Annotated in this window: 25 protein-coding genes and 1 pseudogene; 17 read left to right on the forward strand and 9 right to left on the reverse strand. The window is 27.4% G+C overall.

The features are described 5' to 3' along the window. Positions 1–151: 151 nt before the first annotated feature. A complete protein-coding gene (locus QZ306_RS03655) occupies positions 152–1,288 on the reverse strand; it encodes a restriction endonuclease subunit S (RefSeq protein ID WP_295161202.1) in 1,137 nt (378 codons plus the stop codon). Positions 1,289–1,569: 281 nt separating this feature from the next. On the opposite strand from QZ306_RS03655, the gene QZ306_RS03660 reads away from it, so the two are divergent. Further along, positions 1,570–1,704, forward strand: coding sequence for a hypothetical protein (locus QZ306_RS03660; RefSeq protein WP_295161205.1), 135 nt, complete (start codon positions 1,570–1,572; stop codon positions 1,702–1,704). 15 nt (positions 1,705–1,719) lie between these two features. On the opposite strand, the gene QZ306_RS03665 is transcribed toward QZ306_RS03660, so the two are convergent. Continuing rightward, positions 1,720–2,838, reverse strand: coding sequence for an ATP phosphoribosyltransferase regulatory subunit (locus QZ306_RS03665; protein ID WP_295161206.1), 1,119 nt, complete (start codon positions 2,836–2,838; stop codon positions 1,720–1,722). Between the two features lie 172 nt (positions 2,839–3,010). Here QZ306_RS03665 and QZ306_RS03670 point away from each other — a divergent pair, with 172 nt between their 5' ends. After that, the gene (locus QZ306_RS03670; RefSeq protein WP_295161209.1) at positions 3,011–4,756 is read left to right on the forward strand and encodes a ribonuclease R family protein; all 1,746 of its coding nucleotides are present in this window, start codon (positions 3,011–3,013) and stop codon (positions 4,754–4,756) included. Positions 4,757–4,787: 31 nt separating this feature from the next. Here the strand turns inward: QZ306_RS03670 and QZ306_RS03675 are convergent, their stop codons facing one another. The 3 genes from QZ306_RS03675 to QZ306_RS03685 form a co-directional block, all read right to left on the reverse strand. Continuing rightward, on the reverse strand, positions 4,788–5,477 hold the full coding sequence (locus QZ306_RS03675; protein ID WP_295161212.1) for a DUF2726 domain-containing protein: 690 nt from the start codon (positions 5,475–5,477) through the stop codon (positions 4,788–4,790). A 25-nt stretch (positions 5,478–5,502) separates the two neighbouring features. Further along, positions 5,503–5,958 carry a DUF2726 domain-containing protein gene (locus QZ306_RS03680; RefSeq protein ID WP_295161215.1) on the reverse strand — a complete coding sequence of 152 codons (456 nt, stop codon included), beginning with the start codon at positions 5,956–5,958 and terminating at the stop codon, positions 5,503–5,505. A 339-nt stretch (positions 5,959–6,297) separates the two neighbouring features. After that, on the reverse strand, positions 6,298–6,981 hold the full coding sequence (locus QZ306_RS03685) for a pseudouridine synthase (RefSeq protein WP_295161218.1): 684 nt from the start codon (positions 6,979–6,981) through the stop codon (positions 6,298–6,300). A gap of 327 nt (positions 6,982–7,308) precedes the next feature. Between QZ306_RS03685 and QZ306_RS03690 the strand changes: the two genes are divergently transcribed. The 13 genes and pseudogenes from QZ306_RS03690 to QZ306_RS03755 all read left to right on the forward strand — a co-directional run bounded on the left by QZ306_RS03690 (position 7,309) and on the right by QZ306_RS03755 (position 18,210). Then, entirely contained in the window at positions 7,309–8,022 is a 714-nt protein-coding gene (locus QZ306_RS03690; RefSeq protein WP_295161679.1) for a flagellar filament outer layer protein FlaA, read from the forward strand. 28 nt (positions 8,023–8,050) lie between these two features. Next, the gene (locus QZ306_RS03695) at positions 8,051–8,755 is read left to right on the forward strand and encodes a flagellar filament outer layer protein FlaA (RefSeq protein WP_295161220.1); all 705 of its coding nucleotides are present in this window, start codon (positions 8,051–8,053) and stop codon (positions 8,753–8,755) included. 124 nt (positions 8,756–8,879) lie between these two features. Then, positions 8,880–9,038, forward strand: coding sequence for a hypothetical protein (locus tag QZ306_RS03700; protein ID WP_295161223.1), 159 nt, complete (start codon positions 8,880–8,882; stop codon positions 9,036–9,038). Between the two features lie 11 nt (positions 9,039–9,049). Further along, the gene (locus QZ306_RS03705) at positions 9,050–9,235 is read left to right on the forward strand and encodes a hypothetical protein (RefSeq protein WP_295161226.1); all 186 of its coding nucleotides are present in this window, start codon (positions 9,050–9,052) and stop codon (positions 9,233–9,235) included. Continuing rightward, positions 9,189–9,506, forward strand: a complete 318-nt coding sequence (locus QZ306_RS03710) for a hypothetical protein (protein ID WP_295161227.1) — start codon at positions 9,189–9,191, stop codon at positions 9,504–9,506. Before QZ306_RS03705 ends, QZ306_RS03710 begins: the two co-directional genes overlap by 47 nt. A gap of 13 nt (positions 9,507–9,519) precedes the next feature. Beyond that, a complete protein-coding gene (mazG, locus tag QZ306_RS03715; RefSeq protein WP_295161230.1) occupies positions 9,520–10,323 on the forward strand; it encodes a nucleoside triphosphate pyrophosphohydrolase in 804 nt (267 codons plus the stop codon). A gap of 265 nt (positions 10,324–10,588) precedes the next feature. After that, positions 10,589–11,017, forward strand: coding sequence for an ankyrin repeat domain-containing protein (locus QZ306_RS03720; RefSeq protein WP_295161233.1), 429 nt, complete (start codon positions 10,589–10,591; stop codon positions 11,015–11,017). Between the two features lie 99 nt (positions 11,018–11,116). Then, positions 11,117–12,185 (forward strand): annotated as a pseudogene (locus QZ306_RS10650) (amidohydrolase family protein). 364 nt (positions 12,186–12,549) lie between these two features. Next, entirely contained in the window at positions 12,550–13,593 is a 1,044-nt protein-coding gene (locus QZ306_RS03735; RefSeq protein ID WP_295161241.1) for an ABC transporter ATP-binding protein, read from the forward strand. Positions 13,594–13,605: 12 nt separating this feature from the next. Beyond that, entirely contained in the window at positions 13,606–14,424 is an 819-nt protein-coding gene (locus tag QZ306_RS03740) for an ABC transporter permease (RefSeq protein WP_295161243.1), read from the forward strand. Beyond that, positions 14,421–15,224, forward strand: a complete 804-nt coding sequence (locus tag QZ306_RS03745; RefSeq protein WP_295161246.1) for an ABC transporter permease — start codon at positions 14,421–14,423, stop codon at positions 15,222–15,224. Before QZ306_RS03740 ends, QZ306_RS03745 begins: the two co-directional genes overlap by 4 nt. A 109-nt stretch (positions 15,225–15,333) precedes the next feature. Further along, complete coding sequence (locus QZ306_RS03750) at positions 15,334–16,539, forward strand: ABC transporter substrate-binding protein (RefSeq protein WP_295161249.1); 1,206 nt, start codon at positions 15,334–15,336, stop codon at positions 16,537–16,539. A gap of 123 nt (positions 16,540–16,662) precedes the next feature. Further along, the gene (locus QZ306_RS03755; RefSeq protein ID WP_295161252.1) at positions 16,663–18,210 is read left to right on the forward strand and encodes a bifunctional UDP-sugar hydrolase/5'-nucleotidase; all 1,548 of its coding nucleotides are present in this window, start codon (positions 16,663–16,665) and stop codon (positions 18,208–18,210) included. Positions 18,211–18,297: 87 nt separating this feature from the next. On the opposite strand, the gene QZ306_RS03760 is transcribed toward QZ306_RS03755, so the two are convergent. The 4 genes from QZ306_RS03760 to QZ306_RS03775 form a co-directional block, all read right to left on the reverse strand. Beyond that, on the reverse strand, positions 18,298–19,458 hold the full coding sequence (locus QZ306_RS03760) for a phosphopentomutase (RefSeq protein ID WP_295161254.1): 1,161 nt from the start codon (positions 19,456–19,458) through the stop codon (positions 18,298–18,300). 85 nt (positions 19,459–19,543) lie between these two features. Further along, complete coding sequence (locus QZ306_RS03765; RefSeq protein WP_295161257.1) at positions 19,544–20,293, reverse strand: glucosamine-6-phosphate deaminase; 750 nt, start codon at positions 20,291–20,293, stop codon at positions 19,544–19,546. 123 nt (positions 20,294–20,416) lie between these two features. Beyond that, complete coding sequence (locus tag QZ306_RS03770) at positions 20,417–20,632, reverse strand: hypothetical protein (RefSeq protein WP_295161259.1); 216 nt, start codon at positions 20,630–20,632, stop codon at positions 20,417–20,419. After that, entirely contained in the window at positions 20,595–20,723 is a 129-nt protein-coding gene (locus tag QZ306_RS03775) for a hypothetical protein (RefSeq protein ID WP_295161262.1), read from the reverse strand. The genes QZ306_RS03770 and QZ306_RS03775 overlap by 38 nt, the downstream gene beginning before the upstream one ends. Positions 20,724–20,842: 119 nt before the next feature. Between QZ306_RS03775 and QZ306_RS03780 the strand changes: the two genes are divergently transcribed. Next, positions 20,843–21,499: an HAD family phosphatase gene (locus tag QZ306_RS03780; protein ID WP_295161265.1), complete on the forward strand. Its 657-nt coding sequence runs from the start codon at positions 20,843–20,845 to the stop codon at positions 21,497–21,499. Between the two features lie 121 nt (positions 21,500–21,620). Then, a complete protein-coding gene (locus QZ306_RS03785; protein ID WP_295161268.1) occupies positions 21,621–22,055 on the forward strand; it encodes a PTS sugar transporter subunit IIA in 435 nt (144 codons plus the stop codon). The last annotated feature ends 37 nt before the right edge of the window (positions 22,056–22,092 follow it).

Genomic DNA, 22,092 nt, shown 5'->3' on the forward strand with positions numbered 1-22,092 from the left:
TTTTCTGCTGATGGGATTATATTTTATTATTTTGTATCTTTTTTTATTATTGCTAGTCTTCTGAATGATTTGTTATATTTTCAGAACTTCTTATTTCTGCTGTACCCGCCTTTAAAACCCAAGATAATAAATTATCCCGCCAAGTAGGCGGCTACCTGCTCGGGAATAATTTCTGCATTAAGCCTTTCTTATATTTCTTTAATGCTTCAAGTTTGCGGCGCTCTGCGTCGATTAGTTCATCGGCGGTGCTCAATACTTCTGAAATTTTCTGCTGTTCTTTAATAGACTTTGATGTTTGTATTGAAAATTCTTTTATATATGATAATGGTATATTTTTTATTCCTGTTCCTATTCCTAATTTCATTATTCTATTTTCATTATGTTTTAAACATTGATATAAAAATAAAGTATCTATACTTGCATCATGTAATGTATAGCAATGCCCACTAGACCAAAATTTAGTTTTTATAAAATTAACATATCCGCAAGAACCACCTTCACTTATAGCTATTGTATTTGCTTCTCTATTATATGAATTACAATAACCAGAAAAAGTTACACCGCCGTTTAATACAGGATATTTACCATTTTCAATTAAATCTAATTTATTTTTTTGTTCTCCTTTTTTTATACTGCAAAGTTCTTCCAATTTTTTTTCTTCCCATTCGCCTGCTGTTTGGAATTCGGGGAAGCGCATTTCGGGTACTTTTTCGCCGTCTCTTGGAAACAGTTTCTGCATTAAGCCTTTTTTATATTTCTTTAATGCTTCAAGTTTGCGGCGCTCTGCGTCGATTAGTTCATCGGCGGAAGTGAGGAAGGAGGCGATTTTCTGCTGTTCGGGGAGTGACGGAAGTTTTATAATAATATTTTTTAAAACATTTTCCTCAACTCTTTGCCGTCCCGATGTTCCTGTCATTGATTTAATTGCAGTATTTCTGATATAGTCTGTATTGAAAAGATAATATATAAAATCGTTGTAAGTGATATTTTCCTTTCCTCTTAATACAATAAATTCTGTAGAACCGAAACCAACCTCATTTTTTTCTAAAATTGACACTTGAGCAGTTTTGCCGTTTTCTAAACATGGTGTAATTCTAGCCATTAAAGTATCGCCGTTTCTAAATTTTGAACCTCCGTTAAATATATTTATTTTATATCTGTTTATTTTTCTGGTATGAGGCAGTAAGCAATCCATAGATATTTTTTTATAATAATTGCCTTTTATTAGTTTTTCTGAAGGATTAAAATATACTATATCACCAAGTTTTACTTCCTGCCATTTTTTCATTACATAATGCCTTTAATTAAATCTATTTTTTATATATTTGTAAGCCTAACATTTTAATTTATATATAATTATAACATAATTAAAAAAATATTATATATCTATTCTTATTGTTTTATTGCTGTATAAAATAATTAAAGTTATTTGAATATAATCATTGATTTAAATTATTATTCTTTTAATTTAATATAATTTGTAAAAATAATTTAATAAAATAATATTTATTCATATTTCCTTGACAATTTGAACATGATTTATATACTTTTAAAATATGGAGATATTATATGTCAAATAAAAAAATAAAAAAAATGCAAAACTCTAAAACTATCTCATTGGAACATAAGCTTGATGACGGTACTGTTGTAAAACTTAATCCTACAGTTACAAGAATAGTATTGTTTGATAATAAAAAACATTAATTTATTATTGATAGTTTATAGATTTAGATTATTATTTTCAAATATGTATTTTTCTTTACAATTAAATTCTCTGACGCTGTTTTCATTATATATATCCACTCTCACTTTCTTATTTTCTTTTATAAAATTTTGTACTTGTCTTAATAATTTTTTTTCATCTCCGCTTTTATAAAGTATCAATACATCAAAATCGTATTCATTTTTTAAAGTATTTTGCCTGTAAAGTTTATCCGTATATACGGCAAAACCTATTGCATTTTTTTTATTTTTATCATTTGAAGTATGAGCGTTAAATTTTGCAAGAAGCTTATCGTATCTTCCTCCTGATAAAACAGCATTGTTTAAGCCTTTTATATATCCTTTAAATATTATTCCGTTATAATATCCGAGTTTGCTTTCTATGGAGAAGTCTAATAATATTCTGCTTAAATTATCATAGTTTTCAAAAACACCGCATAAACTTTCTAATTCTTCATAAGCTTTTTGCATTTTATCGTTTATAATTATATATTTTATTTTATCTAATGCTTCTTTATAATTTCCAGATAAATCTATTAATGATATTATGGCGTTTTTGTATTTATCATCTATATTATTTAATATAAGTTCTTTTTCTAGATCATGTTTATTTTTACTGTATATGAAATTAAGCATCTCAAGTTTTTTATTCTCATCTAAATTAAGCTCATCTATTAAAGCAAACATAAAATCTATGCTTGATATTTCAAGTATATATTCATTATTTATAGATTTTAAACTGTCTATTGCCATGCTTATAATTTCTAAATTTGTATATGTGTTTAAATTTCCTATTATTTCAACGCCTATCTGCTGTATTTCCTCATATTCATTTGAAACATTATCTATTTTATAAATATCTTCTATATAGTAAATCTTTTTTGTATATTTCTCATCATCTTTCAAAACTTTTTTAACTATTGATAATGTAGTATCTGGTCTAAGCGACTGCAGATTTCCATTTAAATTCATAAATGTTAATATATGCTCCGTCTGAATAAAATCTCTGTAATTATTATATAAATTATAATCTTCAAATTTGCTTAATTTAATTTTTTTATATCCGTAGTGTTCATATATTTTAATTAAATTAGATATTATTATATTTTCTTTCATAAACAGCAGTTTCTTCTTTAAAAATATTTTTGAAATATTATAATATAAAAAATTAAAAATAACTATACAGCAGCAATTAAAAAAGCAATTATTATTATGGTTTTATATTTATCAGTTTGAAATAACTTAAAAAAGAGTATATATTATTTTTAAGTATTTTTAAGAGGATTTTATGATAACAGAGGAAGAGCTAATAAAAAAATTAATGAAAAATCAAATAGATTATAATATATTTATAAAATTTAATTCAAGTACTGCTTTAGAAAAAACATCTCTTGCAAATTTAATAAGAAAAGCCATAAGCAGCGGATATATTCAAAAAACGGATGGTAATCTGCTTAGAGTTACTAAAGAGGGAAGACAGTATATTAACAGATTAGAGGGAAAAGAAGAGGCTGTAAAAACTTCAAAATTAATAAGAGTAAATGTCAATTCTAAAGATGCCAAAACTGACAGCAGTATTATAGCTAAGGCTTATAATATAAAATTTGATTTTGCAAACGAATTATTGAAATCAGCAGAAGAAATAAGTAATAAATGTTATTTTGAAAATATAGAAAGCGATAGGCAGGATTTTAGAAATATTAAAACTATAACTATAGACAGCGAAGCATCAAAAGATTTGGATGATGCATTTAGCATAGAAAAAACAGATGATAATAATTATAAAGTTTATATACATATTTCAGATGTAAGTCATTTTATAGAGTTTAATTCTCCTTTAGATTTGGAGGCTAGAAAAAGAGGAAACTCAGTTTATCTTATAGATAAAGTCTATAATATGTTTCCTGAAATTTTATCTAATAATATAATTTCTTTGAATGAAAATGCTGACAGATTTGCTTTGACTATTATTGTATATATGGATAATAAAGGAGAAATTTTATCTTCTTCCGTGTGTAAAAGCATTATAAAGTCTGACAGAAAGCTGTCTTATAATTATGCCGAAAAGCTTATAAAAAAAGAAGAAAAAGATGAAGATTGGCTTTCAGAGCTGCTTGATAATGCTTTGAGCATAAAGAATATTTTGCGTAAAAAAAGAATGGAGGGCAGGGGAATTGAATTTGATAATAATGATATAAAGATAGTATTAAATGATGACGGTATTCCCATAGAATTTTGCGCTGAAGTTAAGAAAGAATCGATGTCAATAGTTGAAGAATTAATGATTCTTGCAAATAGCGAAATAGCTGAAAAATTGTCGGATTATGACGGGGTTATATACCGCTGTCATGGACTTCCTGATGAGTATAGATTTAATAATTTTAAGATATTGGCTCATAATAAAGGGTATGATTTAAAACAGTTTAAGGATAACAGCTATGATATAAAAGGCTTTATTGATAATATAAAAGGAAAGCCTGAAGAGAATCTGCTGATATCAGTTTTGCTTCGTTCAATGACTCCATCTTCATACAGCATAATAAATAAAAGTCATTTCGGCTTAGGTTTTGATAATTATACTTATTTTACTTCTCCTATAAGAAGATATGCAGATTTGCTTATACATAGAATTGTTAAAGATACCATATTATCAAATAAGGATACTATAGATGAAAAATTGAAAGAAATCAGCAGAAACTCCGTTGAAAGTTTGTCTTTTTTAGATAAAAACTCAAGAAAAGCTGAAAGATATATTATTCAAATAAAAGCGGCAAGATATATGAAAGACAGACTCGGAGAGGAATATTACGGAGTTATAAGCTCCATATCTCACAAAGGAATATATGTTGCAATAGAGGGTTTGGAGATAGAAGGATTTATAGAATCTTTTTATATAGGTGCAGATTATAGATTTTATCAGGATATGCAAAGCGTTTATATTAATAAGATAAAAACTTATGAGCTTGGAGACAGGCTTAAAGTATTAGTTGCAAGCGCTAATACAGAAAATGGTAAAATATTATTTTCTTTATGATAAATAAAATCTAAATCATAAAAATCTTTAATTAATTTTGCTTAACATTTTTTAATGAGTTTAAAATATTGTATAAATAATATTCTAATTTTTTATCATCAATAAATTTATAATTCAGCTTTATATCTTCCTCTTTTATAATAAAATATTTTAGCCCAGCCTTATTTATAAGCTTTTCTTTTATAAAATAATTATTTTTAATTTTTTCTTTCATTTCTTCGCTGTTATTTTTGAGATGTAATGTCCTGTCATATTCTATTACAGCTAACGGTTCATTTGTTTTATCGCCTTTTTTATGCGTTATTAAAAAATCGCAGTAAAAATCTCTGAAAGTTTTCCAAACATCCGTATTTTCTTCGCCGTCTAAAAATGCTTTGAATGATACTTTTTTATAGATATTGTAATCTTTAAAAATATTTAATATAGAATAAAATATTTTTGTCTCTTCAATATTAATAATTTTTTTTATAGTTATGATGCCGTCATTCATATCGGAAAGTCTTTGTTCCATTATATTTTGTATTATTTCTTTTCTTGCTTTTCTGTATCTTTTATAATATTTATTTTTTCTGTAATATTTTCTATAATTTTTATAACCAGTATATTTATTGCCGCCTATTTTAGATATAAAAAACAGCATTTTATTAAACCAAGCGATAATTATTTTAGCTATAAAAAATAATATTAAAGCGAAAATTATAAATGAAATAACGGCATGCATAATTGTAAAATCCAATTTTTTTTATTCAGCATTCTTTGAAATCGGATATAATATTGTTAATATTATTTAAAAATGAATTTAATTTTTCTGTATCTATTAATCCCGATTTCATTTTTATATCATAATCTTTAATTATGAAATATTTTAATCCTATTTTATTAAAAAGTTTTTCTCTTACATAATCATTGTTTTTTGCTTTTTGTTTTTGCTCTTCAGTGTCTCCGAAATGTCCGCCTCCATGATATTCTATAACGGCAATAGGCTCATTTATTTTACTGCCCATTTTATGCGTGATTAAAAAGTCGCAGTAAAAATCTCTGAAAGTTTTCCAAGAATCCGTATTATTCTCGCCTTTTAAAAATGCTCTGAATGATACCTGAGGATTTACATTATAATTATTTAATATTTTTATCATTGAATAAAATATTTTAGCTTCTTCTATATTCATAACTTTTTTTGTTTTTATACTTCCGCTTTCCATATATTTTAATCTCTGCTTTGCTGTTTCATTCAGAGTATATTTTTCATCATTACTATTTGAATCTCCTTCTTTAGCCGTTTTATTATCTGATGTATTGTTTTTATTGGGTGAGTTATGTATTGATATTGCAATTTAAGAAAATAAAAATAATTAATAAAGATGTAATTATAATTGCATTTTCATTCATAAAAAATGACTCCTGTTTAATACAATTTTTTAATGCTTTGAAACTGTATAATGCTGTCTATAGTATAGTAAAAAGTATTTAATGTGTCAATTAATATGAATTATAATATATTTTATTTATATTGTATTTTTTATATTATTAAATAGTGAGAATTATATATTTAATATTGAGTTTATTTCTTCTTTATTAAGTTCTTTAAACTCTCCTTCTTTAAGATTATTCAATAAAATACCTGCTATTCTAAGTCTTTTTAATATTACAACTTCAAATCCCACTTTACTGCACATTCTTCTAATCTGTCTGTTTTTTCCTTCGGTAAGAATAATATAAAATGAATTTTTGCTTATTCTTTTTACTTCGGCAGGCTTTAATTTCTTTCCGTCTAAAGAGATGCCGTACTCCAGTTTTTTTAATGCTCCGTCTGGAATATCTAAATCGGTTTTTACATAATATTCTTTTTCGCATTTTGTATTTTCGCCTATAATTTTTTTACTGAATATTCCGTCATTTGTAAATATTATAAGCCCCGAACTGTCTTTATCTAATCTTCCTACAGGGTATATATCATTTGAATAATTTTCTATAAGCTTATATATAGGCTTTCCTTCTTTTTTATTTTTTGAAACCACATATCCTCTGGGTTTATTTAATTTTATATATATTTTGCTTTCTTTGTATTTATTTATATCGCATTCAATTATATCTGTTTCCAATACCTGTATTGCCGGATTTTTTATTACTATTCCGTTGATTTTAATATTCCCGTTTTGAATAAGCTTATCTGCTTCTCTTCTGCTGGCTATATTTAAAGAAGAAATATATTTATTTAATCTCATTTTTTATCTTTATTTATAATAATTTTGATATATATATTATCATAATATTATTTTTAATCAAATTTCAGTAATATTTTCTAAAATTCATGCATTATTATATCGATATAATAGTATGAGAATTTTATATTTTTATAGTTGACAATTTTTATTGATTATAATATAATTGTGCTAAGTTATTGGATATAATTGCTTAGCTATAAATATTAAGGAGAGTGCGCTATGAAATTCTATAGAAGTACGAGAGATTTTTCTCGCTACCTCATAATCATTTGTCTATTCATAAGCATATGTTCGTTTGCTGTTTATGGACAAACTTCTAGTGTTTACATGGAAACTAGACTGCTTTACAATTTTGAAACATTAGATGAATGGCAGCCTATATCAAATGCTAGCCGTTTTATGTTTAAAGGTGATAGAACAAATGAAAATGGTGTTGTAATGAAATACCCTAATATGAGATTATTCGCTACAAAACCATACGGTATGGGTAACCAAAGCTATAATTCAACTAATTCATTATCTGTAAGTGTTTCTTTTTTCAGAAAATCATATAACTTTTTTGACTTAGTGCCAACAGTACAAAAAGTAATACCGGGAAGAGCTCAGACTTTTGATGTATGGGTATGGGGCGGTAATTACGACTATACTATGGAAATGATATTTGAAGACTATCTTGGGTATACTTATACATTGCCTTTAGGATCTATAAAATATATAGGCTGGAAGAATATGAGTACAGCGGTTCCTTCTTTCATTCCTCAGGAAGAACCTTATGTTCCTAGAGCAAAAGGTTTAAGATTTATGAATTTCCGTTTCTGGTCTTCGCCTGAGGAAAGAGCCGATAATTTTGTAGTTTTATTGGATTACTTCCAAACTGTAACAGATACATTCAGAGAAGCTTATGACGGTTCCGATATTGAGACTACATTAGGTCAGGAAGTCGGCGGAAGAACTTCAGAACAATATACGGAAGTAGGAGCTCAAGTAGTAGGAGAAGGCGGTAATGCGGCTGCTGCGGAACAGAATCAAGAAGCGCAATAATAAGGTATAAGTAAGGAGAAGACTAAATATGAAAAGATTAAGTATCTTGATAGCAATGTTAATTCTAACCGTTGCATTCTTGCTGTTTGCCCAAGATGCGGCTAATACAGGCGAGCAAACTACTCAGAATCAGGGTGAAAATGGTAATAATTTTGTAACAGAAGCTATAACTAATTATCTGATTGATGATTTTGAATTTGCTAATACTTGGCAGGCTTCTATGCCTAGAGATTACGGTATAGTTAGTGTTATTCGCCGTGAAGGAGGACCTGCTGATGTGATAGCTGAAGGTGCGGAAAATAATAAATATATTTTAGGTGCTAAAGTAGAGTATTTCAGAACAGGTTATCCTTGGTTTGCTGTTACTCCTCCTAGACCTGTTAAAATTCCAGGCTATACTAAGGAGCTAAGCGTTTGGGTGGCAGGGCGTAACCATAATAATAGAATGAGTTTTTATATTTATGATATAAATGGAAAATCTCAGCAGATTGGCGATGAAGCTCTTAATTTTATGGGTTGGAAAAATATTACTGTGCAGGTTCCTGCTAGTATAAAACAGGAAGATTTTAGAGGTCAGGTAGAACAGGGTATTAGCTTTATGGGTATAAATGTTAAAGTTAATCCTAAAGATTCTTACGGTAAATATTATATCTACTTTGATCAATTAATGGCTAAGACTGATATGTACTTAGAAACTTACAGAGAACAAGACGATCCATTAGATACTTGGTAATACAAGCTAGAATGAATATAAAGAAGGCGGGTATATTAAATACTGCGCCTTTTTTTATAAAATAGATTGAAATTAATGTAATAATATATTAAACTATAATAAATTTGATATTAAAAGAGTTTCTATGTCTAATATAAATTTACTGCTGCTTATAGGTTTCATATTACTTGCCGTATATTCTATTACTACCAGAATAGTTAATAATAGAGCCAATAAAGATAAAAAAGAGAATATTGAAAAAGAAAATAATAATAATAATGAAGATGATAATCTTAATAAATAGGGATTTTTTACATGACATATTTAATAGTATATATTTTTATAGGAATAATATGGATTATTATTAATATAATACAAAAAATTGATAAAGATAATAAAGTAAAAAAAGAAAAGAAAATACATACTCAAAAAACTGCTCAGAGTTATAAAAATAATGATAATGAAGAAAGAAATATTAAAAAAACTGCGCAAAAATATTAAACAACGTTATACTGAAGATAAAAATGTATATGAAACTTCTGAAAATGATAGATTAATATTAGATCTTCAGAAAAAGTATAATTCTAAAATGGATAAAATTAACAGCATAAGATATAATTCAGCCGATGCTGTTGATACTATCCAAATTGAAAATAAACTACATATAAATAATATGCTTTCTTCTCTTGATATAAAAAATGCAATAATCTATAATGCCATACTTGAACCTAAAAAGATTAATTATACTAGAATTAATAAAAATAAAATTTAATCAGAGAGTAATAATGAAATCATTTGAAGAGCTTATACATATAATACAAACTTTGAGGGGAGAAAACGGATGCGCTTGGGATAAAGTGCAGACATTTGACAGTTTGATTTCTTGTTTTTTAGAAGAGGCTTATGAACTTATAGATGCAATTAATAATAAAGATTATGATAATATTAAAGAAGAGCTCGGAGATGTTCTTCTTCATATTGTATTTTTTTGTGAGCTTGCTAACGATGAAAATAATTTTAATATAGATGATGTTTGCAGAAATATTAATGAAAAACTAATAAGAAGACATCCTCATGTATTTGGAAACAGCGATGTTAAAGATGTTCAAGGCATATTAAAACAATGGGATAAAATAAAACAGGAAGAAAAGAATAATAATAGGAAATATTTTGAAAGTGTTCTTGATGAAATTCCAAAATCATTACCTATAATGGAAAAATCTTATAAAATGATGAAAAAAGCGGCAAATGTCGGATTTGAATATAAAAATACTGACGATTCTCTAGCTAAGATAGAAGAAGAGTTTTCAGAAGTTAAAGAAGCATATAAAGAACAGGATAAGGAGCATTTGGAAGAGGAGATAGGAGATTTGATTATGACAGTTCTTGATTTTGCCAGAATGAATAAAATTAATCCTCTTAATTCTCTTATAAAAGTTAATGAAAAGTTTAGAAAAAGATTTAATTATATAGAGAAAAAAGCTATTGAGACAAATAAAAAATTAGAAGATATGTCTTTGGATGAAATGGATAATTTATGGAATGAATATAAAAAGCAGGAAATAAAAAACAAAAGCTTTCTTAAATAGCAAATACTTAATTCTGTCTATACAATAATTATAAGATATTTATTATTTTATAACAGAATACAAATATTTAGTCTTTAAATCACTAAATAAATATTGCTTTTGATATATAAGATTACAGTATTTTGCTTCTGCAGTAAAAAATATTATATATAAATTGTATATACAATTATAAAATATACTATTTATATTTTGTTTAAATTTTATTATTGCAAGAAATTAAATTTTATATTATAATGAGGTATCTTAAAATCAGGGGTTTTACTTAATGCCGATTAATACTAATTTGTATAAAAAATCAAAATTATATGATTTGCTTTTAAAAATTGTAAAAAAACAAAATGATGAAAATTTTGATGTTCAGGATAACATAAATAAACTATTGGAGTTTATAGAAAAAAGTACGCAAGAGGATGTAAATTATTCAGATGATAAAATAACTTGTCTGCATTTAGCTGTTCAGATAAATAATCCTGATGTGGTTGAAGCTTTAATATCAAAAGGAGCCGATGTTAATGCTATTAATGAAAGAGGAGTATCTCCTTTGCATCTGGCTATTATTAAAAATCAGCCTGAAAGTGTTGTAAAAGTTCTGCTTGATAATGGAGCGGATTATAATATTGAACAAGCAAATTTTTCTGCCGTAAATTTAGCGGAAATAATGAATGTTCCTTATATGCATTTATTCAAAAAATAGATATTATTTTCTTTCAGAGTAAAAAACTATAAATAATTGATATAATTATAAAATCTTTTATACTTTTTATTATATAGCATTTACTGAGAGGTTTAATTTATGTCAATTCTATTTATTAAAAATGCTTCTTTTATTATTACATGCGACAGCAATGACAGTGTTTATAATTCAAGTAATTTATTAATAGAAAACGGAATTATAACCTATATTGGTAAATATAGAAAAAAAGCTGATAAAATTATTGATGCTTTAGGTTGCTTCATGTACCTTTGTCTTATTAATATTAATCATTATTTATTTCAAATATTCATCATAAATTTGCCTCAGGTTCAGAATATGTAATTATTTGAATGGCTTACTAATATTTATGAAATTTGTAAAAATTTAGGTAATGATGCATTATATTATAGTTATATAGCTAAAGATTTAGGCATTAGAATGTATGCTTCAAGAGGAAGTATGGATTTAAGTAAAAAAGACAGAGGACTTCCTCCTGATTAGGTATTGCAGTCATTAGATGATATTTTAAAAGATTATCAGAGAGTTTTTGAAAAATATCATGATAGTTTAAAGTATTATATCAGTATGGCTGCACTAGCTTTTAATATTACAATAGAATTATTAAAGTAGTCTGTCTTATTGGCAAGAGATTTAAAGGTGAGGTTTCATACTTATTTATGCTAAACTAAAGATGAGAAAATATTTGTAAAAGAAAAATTTAATATGAGTCCTTTAGAATATATTGAATCTTTAGATTGGCTTGGAAGTTATGTTTGGTATGCTCATATAATTCATTTCAATGATGAAGAGTTAAGACTATTAGCCGATACAAAAATGGGAATAGCCCATTGCCCTATATCAAATATGAAATTGAGTTCTGGAATATGCAAAATACCTAAAATGCAGGAATTAAGCGCGCCTGTAGGATTAGCTGTGAAACAATGACGGTCCTAATCTGTTAGAATAGATGAGAATATATTATTTTATTAATAGACTTAATTCAAGCAATAAAGTACCTGAGGCTTATGATATATTAAAAATTGCCGCTAACGGAGGAACTGAAATTTTAGTCAGGTACAATAAATGAAAACTTTCTGTAATAGATGAAGAAAAAATATATAATTTTGCTAATGAAACAGAAAATATATATCTTAATAAATGCATATAAATTAAATTGTATTCTGGTAATAATTATTTTTTATTAAGCTTTTTATTGATTAAAAATATTCAATTATAAAAACGGTATATTTAAAATTTTTTAAAATAATAAAATCTATTTATAGTATTGACATTATTTTTATTTATATTATATTAAAGCCTGATAAAAAATAGTATGCAATAGCTCAAGTAATAGATATTCTTAGCAGGTGTATCTGTTGACTAAGAAAGGCTTATTAATAGTTTCATTATAATTAGCTGGAGCGAAAAAAACCCTATGCGGGTAAGCGACGAGTAAACTGCGTTTTATACGTTAAGATGTATATACGTAATTTTACGGAGGCTATTGCAAATATACGCATAGGGAGTTGTTTATGAACGATAATATTATCGTATCTTTAAAAAATATTAATGTTTCCTACGATGAAAATATAATATTAGAAAATCTTAATTTAGATATAAAAGATAAGGAGTTTTTAACTCTTCTAGGCCCGTCGGGCTGCGGTAAAACTACCATATTAAGAACTATAGCAGGCTTTATAAAACCCAATTCAGGAAAAGTTCTTTTTGACGGAAAAATTATTAATGATACTCCTCCGTATAAAAGAGAAGTAAATACTGTATTTCAAAGATATGCATTATTTCCTCATCTTAATGTTTTTGAAAATATAGCATTCGGACTTAATTTAAAAAAAGTTTCCAAATCGGAAATAAAAGAAAGAGTTCATCAAATGCTTAAAATGGTTAATTTAGAAAATTACGGAAATAGAAATATTAGCAGACTTTCAGGCGGTCAGCAGCAGAGAGTTGCCATTGCAAGAGCTTTAATCAATAAGCCCAGACTGCTTCTTCTTGATGAGCCTTTAGGAGCATTGGATTTAAAACTTAGAAAAGAGATGCAAATTGAATTAAAAAAAATTCAGCAGTCATTGGAAATTACTTTTGTATATGTTACCCATGATCAGGAAGAGGCATTAACTATGAGCGATACAGTAGCTGTTATGAAAGACGGAGAAATACTTCAGATTGGCACGCCTGAAGATATATATAATGAACCTAAAAATGCATTTATAGCCGATTTTATAGGAGAGAGCAATATCATAGACGGTATTATGCATGATGATTATTCTGTGGAGTTTGCAGGGTATATGTTTGAATGCGTGGATAAAGGATTTAGAAAACTTGAAAAAGTTGATGTTGTAATACGCCCCGAAGATATAATAGTTGTAAATCCTGAAAATGCAAATATATCAGGCTTAGTGGAATCTGCTATATTTAAAGGCGTTCATTTTGAAATGATATTAGATGCTCATGGTTATAAATGGATAATACATTCCACAGAGAAATGGGAGGCCGGTACTGAAATAGGTATTGATATATCTAAAGAAAATATTCATATTATGAAAAAAACTATATAAAGAGGCGATTATATGAAAACAAAAATACCTGCAATACCTTATTTAATTTGGACATTAGTTTTTGTATTAGTACCTCTTTTTTTGATAATATATTTTGCTTTTACAAATAATAAAGGGAGTTTTACACTTAATAATTTTGCTAATGTTACAGGATTTACTCCAGTTATAATACGCTCTGTAATACTTGCTTTTATTTCAACTTTAATATGTCTTATACTTGCTTATCCTTTGTCTTATTATATATCCAGACAGGAAAAAACAGTTCAGCATGCCCTTATAATGCTTGTAATGCTTCCTATGTGGATGAATTTTTTACTTAGAACTTATGCTTGGATGACTATACTGGAAAATAATGGACTTATAAATAAAGTTTTCATTTTTATGGGGCTTTCTCCTATAAAAATTATTAATACTCAGGCAGCTGTATTAATAGGTATGGTTTATAATTATCTGCCTTTTATGATACTTCCGCTTTATTCCATTATGACTAAAATACATCAAAGCCTGATAGAAGCTTCTCAGGATTTGGGAGCTAATTCCTTTAATGTGTTCATTAAAGTAATATTTCCGTTAAGTTTGCCAGGAATGGCTGCAGGCGTTACAATGGTATTTGTTGCAGCGGTAAGCACATTTGTAATTTCTCGTATGCTTGGCGGCGGTGCTAATATTCTTATAGGCGATTTAATAGAGATGCAGTTTTTGGGTATGTCGTATAATCCCAATTTGGGTTCGGCTATAAGTTTGGTATTAATAGTTATATCTTTGTGCGCTATAATGCTTATGCATCAGATATATGAAGAAGATGAAGATGTTAAGGATATGTTTTTATGATAAAAAAAATATTGTCAAAATGCTATATAGCTTTTATATTTTTATTTTTATATGCCCCTATAGCAATATTGATTTTCTTTTCTTTTAATAAAGCCAGAGGAAGGGGGGTATTTACAGGTTTTACTTTGAATTGGTATAGAGAATTATTTTCTAATGATTTAATACTTCATTCTTTTTTTAATACAATAATAGTTGCGGCAGTATCTTCTATATTTGCCACTATTATAGGTACGGCTGCTGCTATTGGAATTAATAGTTTTAGCAAAAATATGAAAAGCGCAGTTATGGGAATTACTTATATATCTATCATTAATCCTGAGATAGTAACGGGTATATCTTTAATGCTTTTATTTGTAATAATCAAGCTTAAATTTGGTTTTACAACATTAATTTTAGCTCATATTACTTTTAACATTCCTTATGTTATACTTAATGTTCTGCCTAAATTAAGACAGCAGGATAATAGTCTTTATGAGGCTGCGCTGGATTTAGGATGCACTCCCTCTTCAGCTTTTTGGAAAGTAGTAATACCTGATATACTTCCGGGCATACTTGCAGGTTTTTTAATGGCATTAACATATTCATTAGATGATTTTGTTGTAAGTTATTTTACCTCTGGAATTACTTCTCAGACTCTGCCTATAACTATTTATTCTATGACCAGAAAGAGGGTCAGCCCTGAAATAAATGCCATATCCACAGTTATATTTATAGTTGTGCTTGTAAGTCTTGTTGTAATGAATTTAAAAGATATAAAAAAAGAGAAGTATATGACACAGTTAAAAAATAAAATAAAATAAAAAATTATTATTTATAATATTATAAATGAGTTTAAGCTTTTAATTTATTTAATTTGAGTCTTAAAGGCTTAAGCTAACATAATATCAATAAAAGGAGATATATAAAACAATGAAAAAAAATATTTTTTTTATTTTAATGCTGATTGCATTATCCGCAAAAGGACAGACAGTTAATTTAAGCAGATTTGACACTAATTATTATCATAAATATAAGGGCAGGAATTTATCTATAAATGTGTATAATTGGGGAGAATATATATCTGACGGTTCGGACGGTACCTTAGACGTAAATAAAGCTTTTGAAGAGCTTACAGGGATAAAGGTTAACTATTCCACTTTTGCCTCAAATGAGGAAATGTATGTAAAATTAAAAGTCGGAGGAATTCAATATGATATTATAATACCTTCAGACTATATGATAGAAAAACTTATAAAAGAGAATTTGGTAAGAAAATTAAATTATGACAATATACCTGCACATACAAATATAGCAGCAAGATTTAAAAATCTTCCTTTTGATCCTACAGGCGAGTATTCTTTAGCTTATACTTGGGGTGTAACTGGAATAATTTATAACAGGAAATTAGTAGCAGAAAATGAAGAGGATATAAATTGGGATATACTTTTTAATGATAAATATAAAGGTCAAATACTTATGTACTATAATCCTAGAGATGCATTCAGTATAGCTCAGGCATATTTAGGATACTCCCTTAATACTACTAATGAATCTGAGCTTAGAGAATGTGCAAAGATTTTAAAAGATCAAAAACCTCTTGTGCAGTCTTATGTAATGGATGAGATATATGATAAAATGGAATCGGAAGAGGCTGCCATAGGTGTTTATTATGCAGGAGACTCTTTAACTATGATGGATAATAATCCCAATTTGAATTTCATTATACCAAAAAGAGGCGCTAATTTATTTGTAGATTCTATATGCATACCTTCCAACTCGGAAGATCCTCAATTAGGAGAGATGTATATTAATTTCTTATCAGAGCATGAAATAGCTTTTGCCAATATAGATTTTATCAATTATGCTTCTCCTAATAACAGAGCCGTTTCTATGATGAGTCCTGAAACAAGAAATAATAAAATAATATATCCTGATGAGGCAGTATTAGAAAACTGCGAGGTTTATGTAAATTTGCCAGATGATACAGGCATATTGGTAGAGGATTTATGGAATGAAGTGCTTTCAAATGATTCTGCCTATAAGGGCTGGGTTATACCTGTTTCTTTAGGCATTATAGTTTTTCTTTGCGCCGTTATTATAGTTCTTCGTAAGATTATGAGAAAAAGAGATAATTAATATACAACTTAAAAAATATTATTAACTTTTATATTTTATATAAAAAATAATAATAGCTGTTGAAATAAGGATTATAATTGAATATATTATAACAATATGCACATTTTTAAGGAGATAATTAAAATGCTAAAAAAAATTAAAATTATTTTTATACTGACTGCATTTATTTTATTCTTATTTTCATGTTCCAATTCTGAAAAATCCGGGAATACGGGAACTCTCACAATTATACATATGAATGATACCCATGCGAAAGATGAAGAAGAGAAGATAATTAACAATGAAGTAAGTCCTCCGCAAACTAATTATATGTACGGAGCTTCAAGAAGAGCCTACTATATAAAACAAGTAAAATCTGCTGATGATAATGTACTGGTTCTTCATGCAGGAGATACTATAACAGGAAGCGTTTATTCTACCGTATTTAGAGGCAGAGATGAAGTTAATATTATGAATATGATTGAAGTAGATGCAGCCGCTTTAGGGAATCATTTTGCAGATTACGGGCTTGATAATTTTACTGAAATAATGAAAGAAAGAAAGTTTCCTACTATTTCCATAAATGTAAAAAATAAATCTGATAATAGCTATTATGCTTCTCCTTATATTGTTACAAATGTTAATGGACTCAATGTTGCCATTATCGGAGTAACCATATCGGATTCTGTATATAATCCTAAAAATATTGAAAATATAATATTTGAAGAAGAAATAAAATCATTAAAAAACTTTATAAAAAAAATTCCTCTTAATACTACAAATGATGTTACAATATTATTAAGTCATGTAGGCTATGAAAAAGATAAAAAAATTGCAGAGTCTATGCCTAATACTTTTGATGTAATAATAGGAGGACATAGCCATACACAATTGTATGAGCCTGATATAGTAAACGGAACTCCCATAGTGCAGGCAGGATATTACGGACATTTTTTGGGACATATTAATTTAAATGTTAATAACGGTACTGTTGATAGTTTAGATTATAAATTAATTGAAATGAATAATGCTATAGAGCAGGATAATGATATGCTTTCTTTTATAAATGAAATGAAAGATGCTGTTAATAAGGAATTTAATGTAAGAATAGGAACTTTACCAGTAAAATTAGAGCATAACGGAATAAGATCCAATTCTATGGCTATAGGAAATTTTGCATGCGATTTGGTAAAAGATTCATACGGAAATGTGGATATGGTTATAATTAATTCAGGAAATTTAAGATCCGAATTGAAGTCGGGAGATATTACTTTGGGAAATATACAAAATGAATTTGCGCCGTTTAATAATGAAGTTGCAATAGTTTCATTAAACGGAAAAGATTTGCTTAATATAATAAGACTTTCAGGTGAAAAAAGAGGAAAAGGAGGATTTTTACAATTTTCAAGAGGAGTAGAGGTAAAGTATACTTCCGACGGTAATTTTATATATGCAAAATTAAACGGTAAAGATATAAGCGAATCTGAATATTATAATATAGCTCTGTCAGACTTTATACTAGACGGAGGAGACGGATATATTGATTATGAAAATAACCCTATAGGAAGAAAAGGAAAAAATATAGTTATGACAGGAAACGATATAAGAGATTCTTTAATATCAAAAATAAAAGAACTTGATAATATATCTATTGATTATATTGATGAAAATCCTAGAGTAATATTTGAATAAAAAATATTTTACAATAAATAAGATCCCTGTTTTTTATTAAACTAGGATCTTTTTTATAATAATTAATATATAATGTAATTTTAGCTTTTATAAAAAACAGCCTTTAAGTTTTGTATAGCCTAGCAAATGTTTTTCAATAGAAGCTGCAATTGATGAAAATGATTCTTTTATTCCTATATCTATATTCTTTCTCAATTTTTTTCCGAAAGCAAGTATAGGTATATACTCTCTTGTATGATCGCTGCCTTTATAAGTAGGATCGCATCCATGGTCTGCAGTTATAATAAGTAAATCATTGTCATTTAAACTCCCAATCATTTCTGGAATATATTTATCAAATTCTTCCAAAGCATTTTTATATCCTTTAGGATCTCTTCTATGTCCGTAAAGCATATCAAAATCTACTAAATTTGTAAATATCAATCCCTCATTAATTTCTTTAATAGCCTTTATTGTTTTTTCTATGCCGTCAAGATTATTTTTATTAGTTTGTCTGTTTTCTGTGATTCCTATGCCTGCAAATATATCGCTTGTTTTTCCAATCCCAATAACAGGAAGATTTTTATTTTTTATTCTGTCAAGCATAGTCTCTGCATTTGGAGGAATCGAATAATCATGCCTTCTTTCCGTTCTTTTATAATTTCCATTATTTCCTATATACGGACGTGCTATAACTCTTGCCACAGGCGAATATTCACTGCATATTTCAAGGCTTTTTCTGCATATACTATAAAGTTCATCTATAGGTATTATTTCTTCATGCGCCGCTATTTGAAGTACGGAATCTGCAGATGTATAAATTATAAGAGAACCGTTTTTTATTTGCTCATCAGCATAGCAATCTATAACTTCCGTTCCTGAATAAGGTTTATTGCATACTGCCTTTCTTTTAGAAAACTCTTCTATCTTTTTTATTGTGATTTCAGGAAAACCATTTGGATAAGTATTAAACGGTTTTTCGGATACAAGCCCCGCTATTTCCCAATGTCCTGTAGTAGTGTCTTTCGATTTGGAAGCCTCCATAGCTTTTCCGTAATAGCCTATTGTATTATTATTTCTGCATACTCCTTTTATATCCGCTATATTTCCAAGCCCCATTTTTTCCATATTTGGAATACTTATTCCTCCGTTAACTTCAGCTAAATGTACAAGAGTGTTGGTCCCTTCATCTCCGAAAGATGCGGCATCGGGCAAGGCACCGACTCCGCAGCTGTCTGCCACTATTAAAACGGCTTTCTTTTTATTCATATTTAATTATCCTATATTTTATTTTTATAGATATAAAAAGAGGGCAGAATATACCATCTTTAAAAATAATATAATTACTTATTTTCTACTTTCTTTTTTTTTCTAAGCCTATAGAGTTAGCCAGCTCTTCATCTATAATAACTACTACATCATTATGAAGCTTTAGAAAGGTAACAGGACATTTAGTTGTAATTTTATCGCTTGTAAGAAATTCTTTCATAGCGGCTGCTTTTCCCTTTCCTATAGCGGCTATTACTATTTTTTTTGCCTTTAATATTCCGCCCATACCCATACTGAATGCTTCTTTAGGAACATCTTTTTCCGATTCAAAGTATCTTGAATTAGCTTTTATAGTTTTTTCGTCAAGCTTTACGCATAAAGCATCAGCATGCAGATAATCGTCTGGTTCATTAAAAGCTATATGTCCGTTGGGACCTACGCCTAAAAGCTGTAAATCTCTGCTGTATTTATTCAGTTTATCATTAAATTCTTTTAAATTTTTATCTTTATCTCCAGTACCTTTTGGAACAAATGTATTTTTTTTATTAATATTAACATGATTGAACAAATTATTATCCATAAAATATCTGTAGCTTTGTTCATTTTTTCCGTCTAAGCCTCTATATTCGTCTAAGTTTATAGTCCTGACATTCTTAAAATCTATTTCTTTTTTCTGATAAGATTTTATAATATGAGGATAAACAACTTCTGCTGTACCTCCTGTGGCAAGTCCTAAAACTGCATCTTTTTTTTCTTTTAAAAGATTAATGATTTCCGATGCAGCTTTTTTACCTACAGTATTTGCATCTTTAGCAATAACTAATCTTAATCCCATAATAATTTACTCCTTTTTTATTATATATCGTTTTTGCGATTATAACATATATATTATTTATTATCAAACATATAAATAAGGATTAAAAAACTGATTAATATTTTTTGTATATAGAATTTATGTTCATCTTCTTTCAAATACATGACTTTTTATTAAAACAGCTCCGCTTTCTATCATAGCTTCCAATACTATATCTTTAATATTTTCGTCATTTATAGATTCATATACAGTTTTTTTATTATTTATAAATCCTAAGTATACAGTTATTGCATGTCCTATATTTAAAGTAAATAATTTTATTTTAATAGTTAGGAAGCAGATATCTAAGTGCGGGATCATTTAATGTTTCATTTGGAAACCACCATGTAGGAATTAAAAATGCAGTTATTAATCCCCATTCTATAAAAGCGGCAATATTCGGCTGTACCATATTTTTATATTTTATCCAATTTCATAATGAAATCTCCTTGAAATTTAAGTACTATTGTTATATCATGTTTTTATATTTTTAAAATGATAAATATTTTTTTGTATTTTAAGGACTATTGTATGTGTATTATAAAACCTAAAGCTGTAATATTTGATTTTGACGGAACATTAGTTGATAGCGAAAGTATTTATACTAAATCTTTAATAGCTGTTTCTGATAAAATGAATGTACTTAAAAATATTGATTTTAAATCTATTGCAGGCATGCAGACAAATGATATTCATGATATTTTAAAAAAGGATGGACATTATGTTCCTGATAATTTTTTCACCGAAACAGAAAAATATTTTTATAAATTGCTTGAAACAGATTTAATTGTATTTGACGGTGTTATGGAGACATTGGAGAGATTTAAAAACTTTGATATTGTTATAGCTTCTAATAGCAATATTAACTATGTAAAAAAATATTCCGACATAAAAGGAATATCTAAATATATTAAAGATTATTCCTGCTTTAATGAAAAATTAAAAGCTAAGCCTGAACCAGATTTATTTTTATATGCATTTGAACTTCTTAAAAAATATAATAATAATTTAAAAAAAGATGATGTTTTAATATTTGAAGACAGCTTAGCAGGAATTGAAGCTGCTGAAAAATCAGGTATTAAATCTGCGGCAGTAACTAATAGCTACAGTAAAGAAGAACTATTAAAAAAAGGCGCTTATATAGTTTTAGATAAAATAAATGAAATATTTAATTATATAGAAATATAGTTTTATAATAACTAATTTATATTTTATACTCTTAAAAATATATCTTTATTATATCATAATTATTGAAATTTATATATATAAATATAATATAAAAGTAATAGTTAAAAATTAAGGATTTAATATGTTAAAAGAAATGTTATATGGTAAAATACAAATTACTGAAAGTGTAAAAGATTGGAAAGAAGCCTTGAGGATAGCCGCTAAGCCTCTTTTAGATACTAAAAATATAGAACCTAGATATGTGGATTCTATTATAGAAAATGTAAATAAGAACGGACCTTATATAGTTATAACCGATGGTGTTGCTATGCCTCATTCAAGACCTGAAGAAGGCGTTATAAAAAAAGGAATGAGTTTATTAAAAGTAAAAAACGGCGTAGACTTTTATCAGACTGAAAAGAAAGTATATTTATTTTTTACATTGGCGGCTGAAGATTCTGACAGTCATCAAGATGCTATAGCTGATTTGGCAGATGTTCTCGGAGATGATGATTTACTTAAAAAAATAATAGAAGAAGATTTAACACAGGAAGAAATTTTAAGTTTATTTAATTAATTTGTATTAAGTCAGATTGACAAATGGGCTTCAAATT

This window comes from uncultured Brachyspira sp., assembly GCF_910588665.1.
GTDB lineage: Bacteria > Spirochaetota > Brachyspiria > Brachyspirales > Brachyspiraceae > Brachyspira.

Bases quoted from the DNA above. Each gene is read 5' to 3' on its own strand.
- QZ306_RS03655 (WP_295161202.1), bottom strand. From the start codon at position 1,288: ATGAAAAAATGGCAGGAAGTAAAACTTGGTGATATAGTATATTTTAAT.
- QZ306_RS03660 (WP_295161205.1), top strand. From the start codon at position 1,570: ATGTCAAATAAAAAAATAAAAAAAATGCAAAACTCTAAAACTATCTCA.
- QZ306_RS03665 (WP_295161206.1), bottom strand. From the start codon at position 2,838: ATGAAAGAAAATATAATAATATCTAATTTAATTAAAATATATGAACAC.
- QZ306_RS03670 (WP_295161209.1), top strand. From the start codon at position 3,011: ATGATAACAGAGGAAGAGCTAATAAAAAAATTAATGAAAAATCAAATA.
- QZ306_RS03675 (WP_295161212.1), bottom strand. From the start codon at position 5,477: ATGCATGCCGTTATTTCATTTATAATTTTCGCTTTAATATTATTTTTT.
- QZ306_RS03680 (WP_295161215.1), bottom strand. From the start codon at position 5,958: ATGGAAAGCGGAAGTATAAAAACAAAAAAAGTTATGAATATAGAAGAA.
- QZ306_RS03685 (WP_295161218.1), bottom strand. From the start codon at position 6,981: ATGAGATTAAATAAATATATTTCTTCTTTAAATATAGCCAGCAGAAGA.
- QZ306_RS03690 (WP_295161679.1), top strand. From the start codon at position 7,309: ATGGAAACTAGACTGCTTTACAATTTTGAAACATTAGATGAATGGCAG.
- QZ306_RS03695 (WP_295161220.1), top strand. From the start codon at position 8,051: ATGAAAAGATTAAGTATCTTGATAGCAATGTTAATTCTAACCGTTGCA.
- QZ306_RS03700 (WP_295161223.1), top strand. From the start codon at position 8,880: ATGTCTAATATAAATTTACTGCTGCTTATAGGTTTCATATTACTTGCC.
- QZ306_RS03705 (WP_295161226.1), top strand. From the start codon at position 9,050: ATGACATATTTAATAGTATATATTTTTATAGGAATAATATGGATTATT.
- QZ306_RS03710 (WP_295161227.1), top strand. From the start codon at position 9,189: ATGATAATGAAGAAAGAAATATTAAAAAAACTGCGCAAAAATATTAAA.
- mazG (WP_295161230.1), top strand. From the start codon at position 9,520: ATGAAATCATTTGAAGAGCTTATACATATAATACAAACTTTGAGGGGA.
- QZ306_RS03720 (WP_295161233.1), top strand. From the start codon at position 10,589: ATGCCGATTAATACTAATTTGTATAAAAAATCAAAATTATATGATTTG.
- QZ306_RS03735 (WP_295161241.1), top strand. From the start codon at position 12,550: ATGAACGATAATATTATCGTATCTTTAAAAAATATTAATGTTTCCTAC.
- QZ306_RS03740 (WP_295161243.1), top strand. From the start codon at position 13,606: ATGAAAACAAAAATACCTGCAATACCTTATTTAATTTGGACATTAGTT.
- QZ306_RS03745 (WP_295161246.1), top strand. From the start codon at position 14,421: ATGATAAAAAAAATATTGTCAAAATGCTATATAGCTTTTATATTTTTA.
- QZ306_RS03750 (WP_295161249.1), top strand. From the start codon at position 15,334: ATGAAAAAAAATATTTTTTTTATTTTAATGCTGATTGCATTATCCGCA.
- QZ306_RS03755 (WP_295161252.1), top strand. From the start codon at position 16,663: ATGCTAAAAAAAATTAAAATTATTTTTATACTGACTGCATTTATTTTA.
- QZ306_RS03760 (WP_295161254.1), bottom strand. From the start codon at position 19,458: ATGAATAAAAAGAAAGCCGTTTTAATAGTGGCAGACAGCTGCGGAGTC.
- QZ306_RS03765 (WP_295161257.1), bottom strand. From the start codon at position 20,293: ATGGGATTAAGATTAGTTATTGCTAAAGATGCAAATACTGTAGGTAAA.
- QZ306_RS03770 (WP_295161259.1), bottom strand. From the start codon at position 20,632: ATGATCCCGCACTTAGATATCTGCTTCCTAACTATTAAAATAAAATTA.
- QZ306_RS03775 (WP_295161262.1), bottom strand. From the start codon at position 20,723: ATGGTACAGCCGAATATTGCCGCTTTTATAGAATGGGGATTAATAACT.
- QZ306_RS03780 (WP_295161265.1), top strand. From the start codon at position 20,843: ATGTGTATTATAAAACCTAAAGCTGTAATATTTGATTTTGACGGAACA.
- QZ306_RS03785 (WP_295161268.1), top strand. From the start codon at position 21,621: ATGTTAAAAGAAATGTTATATGGTAAAATACAAATTACTGAAAGTGTA.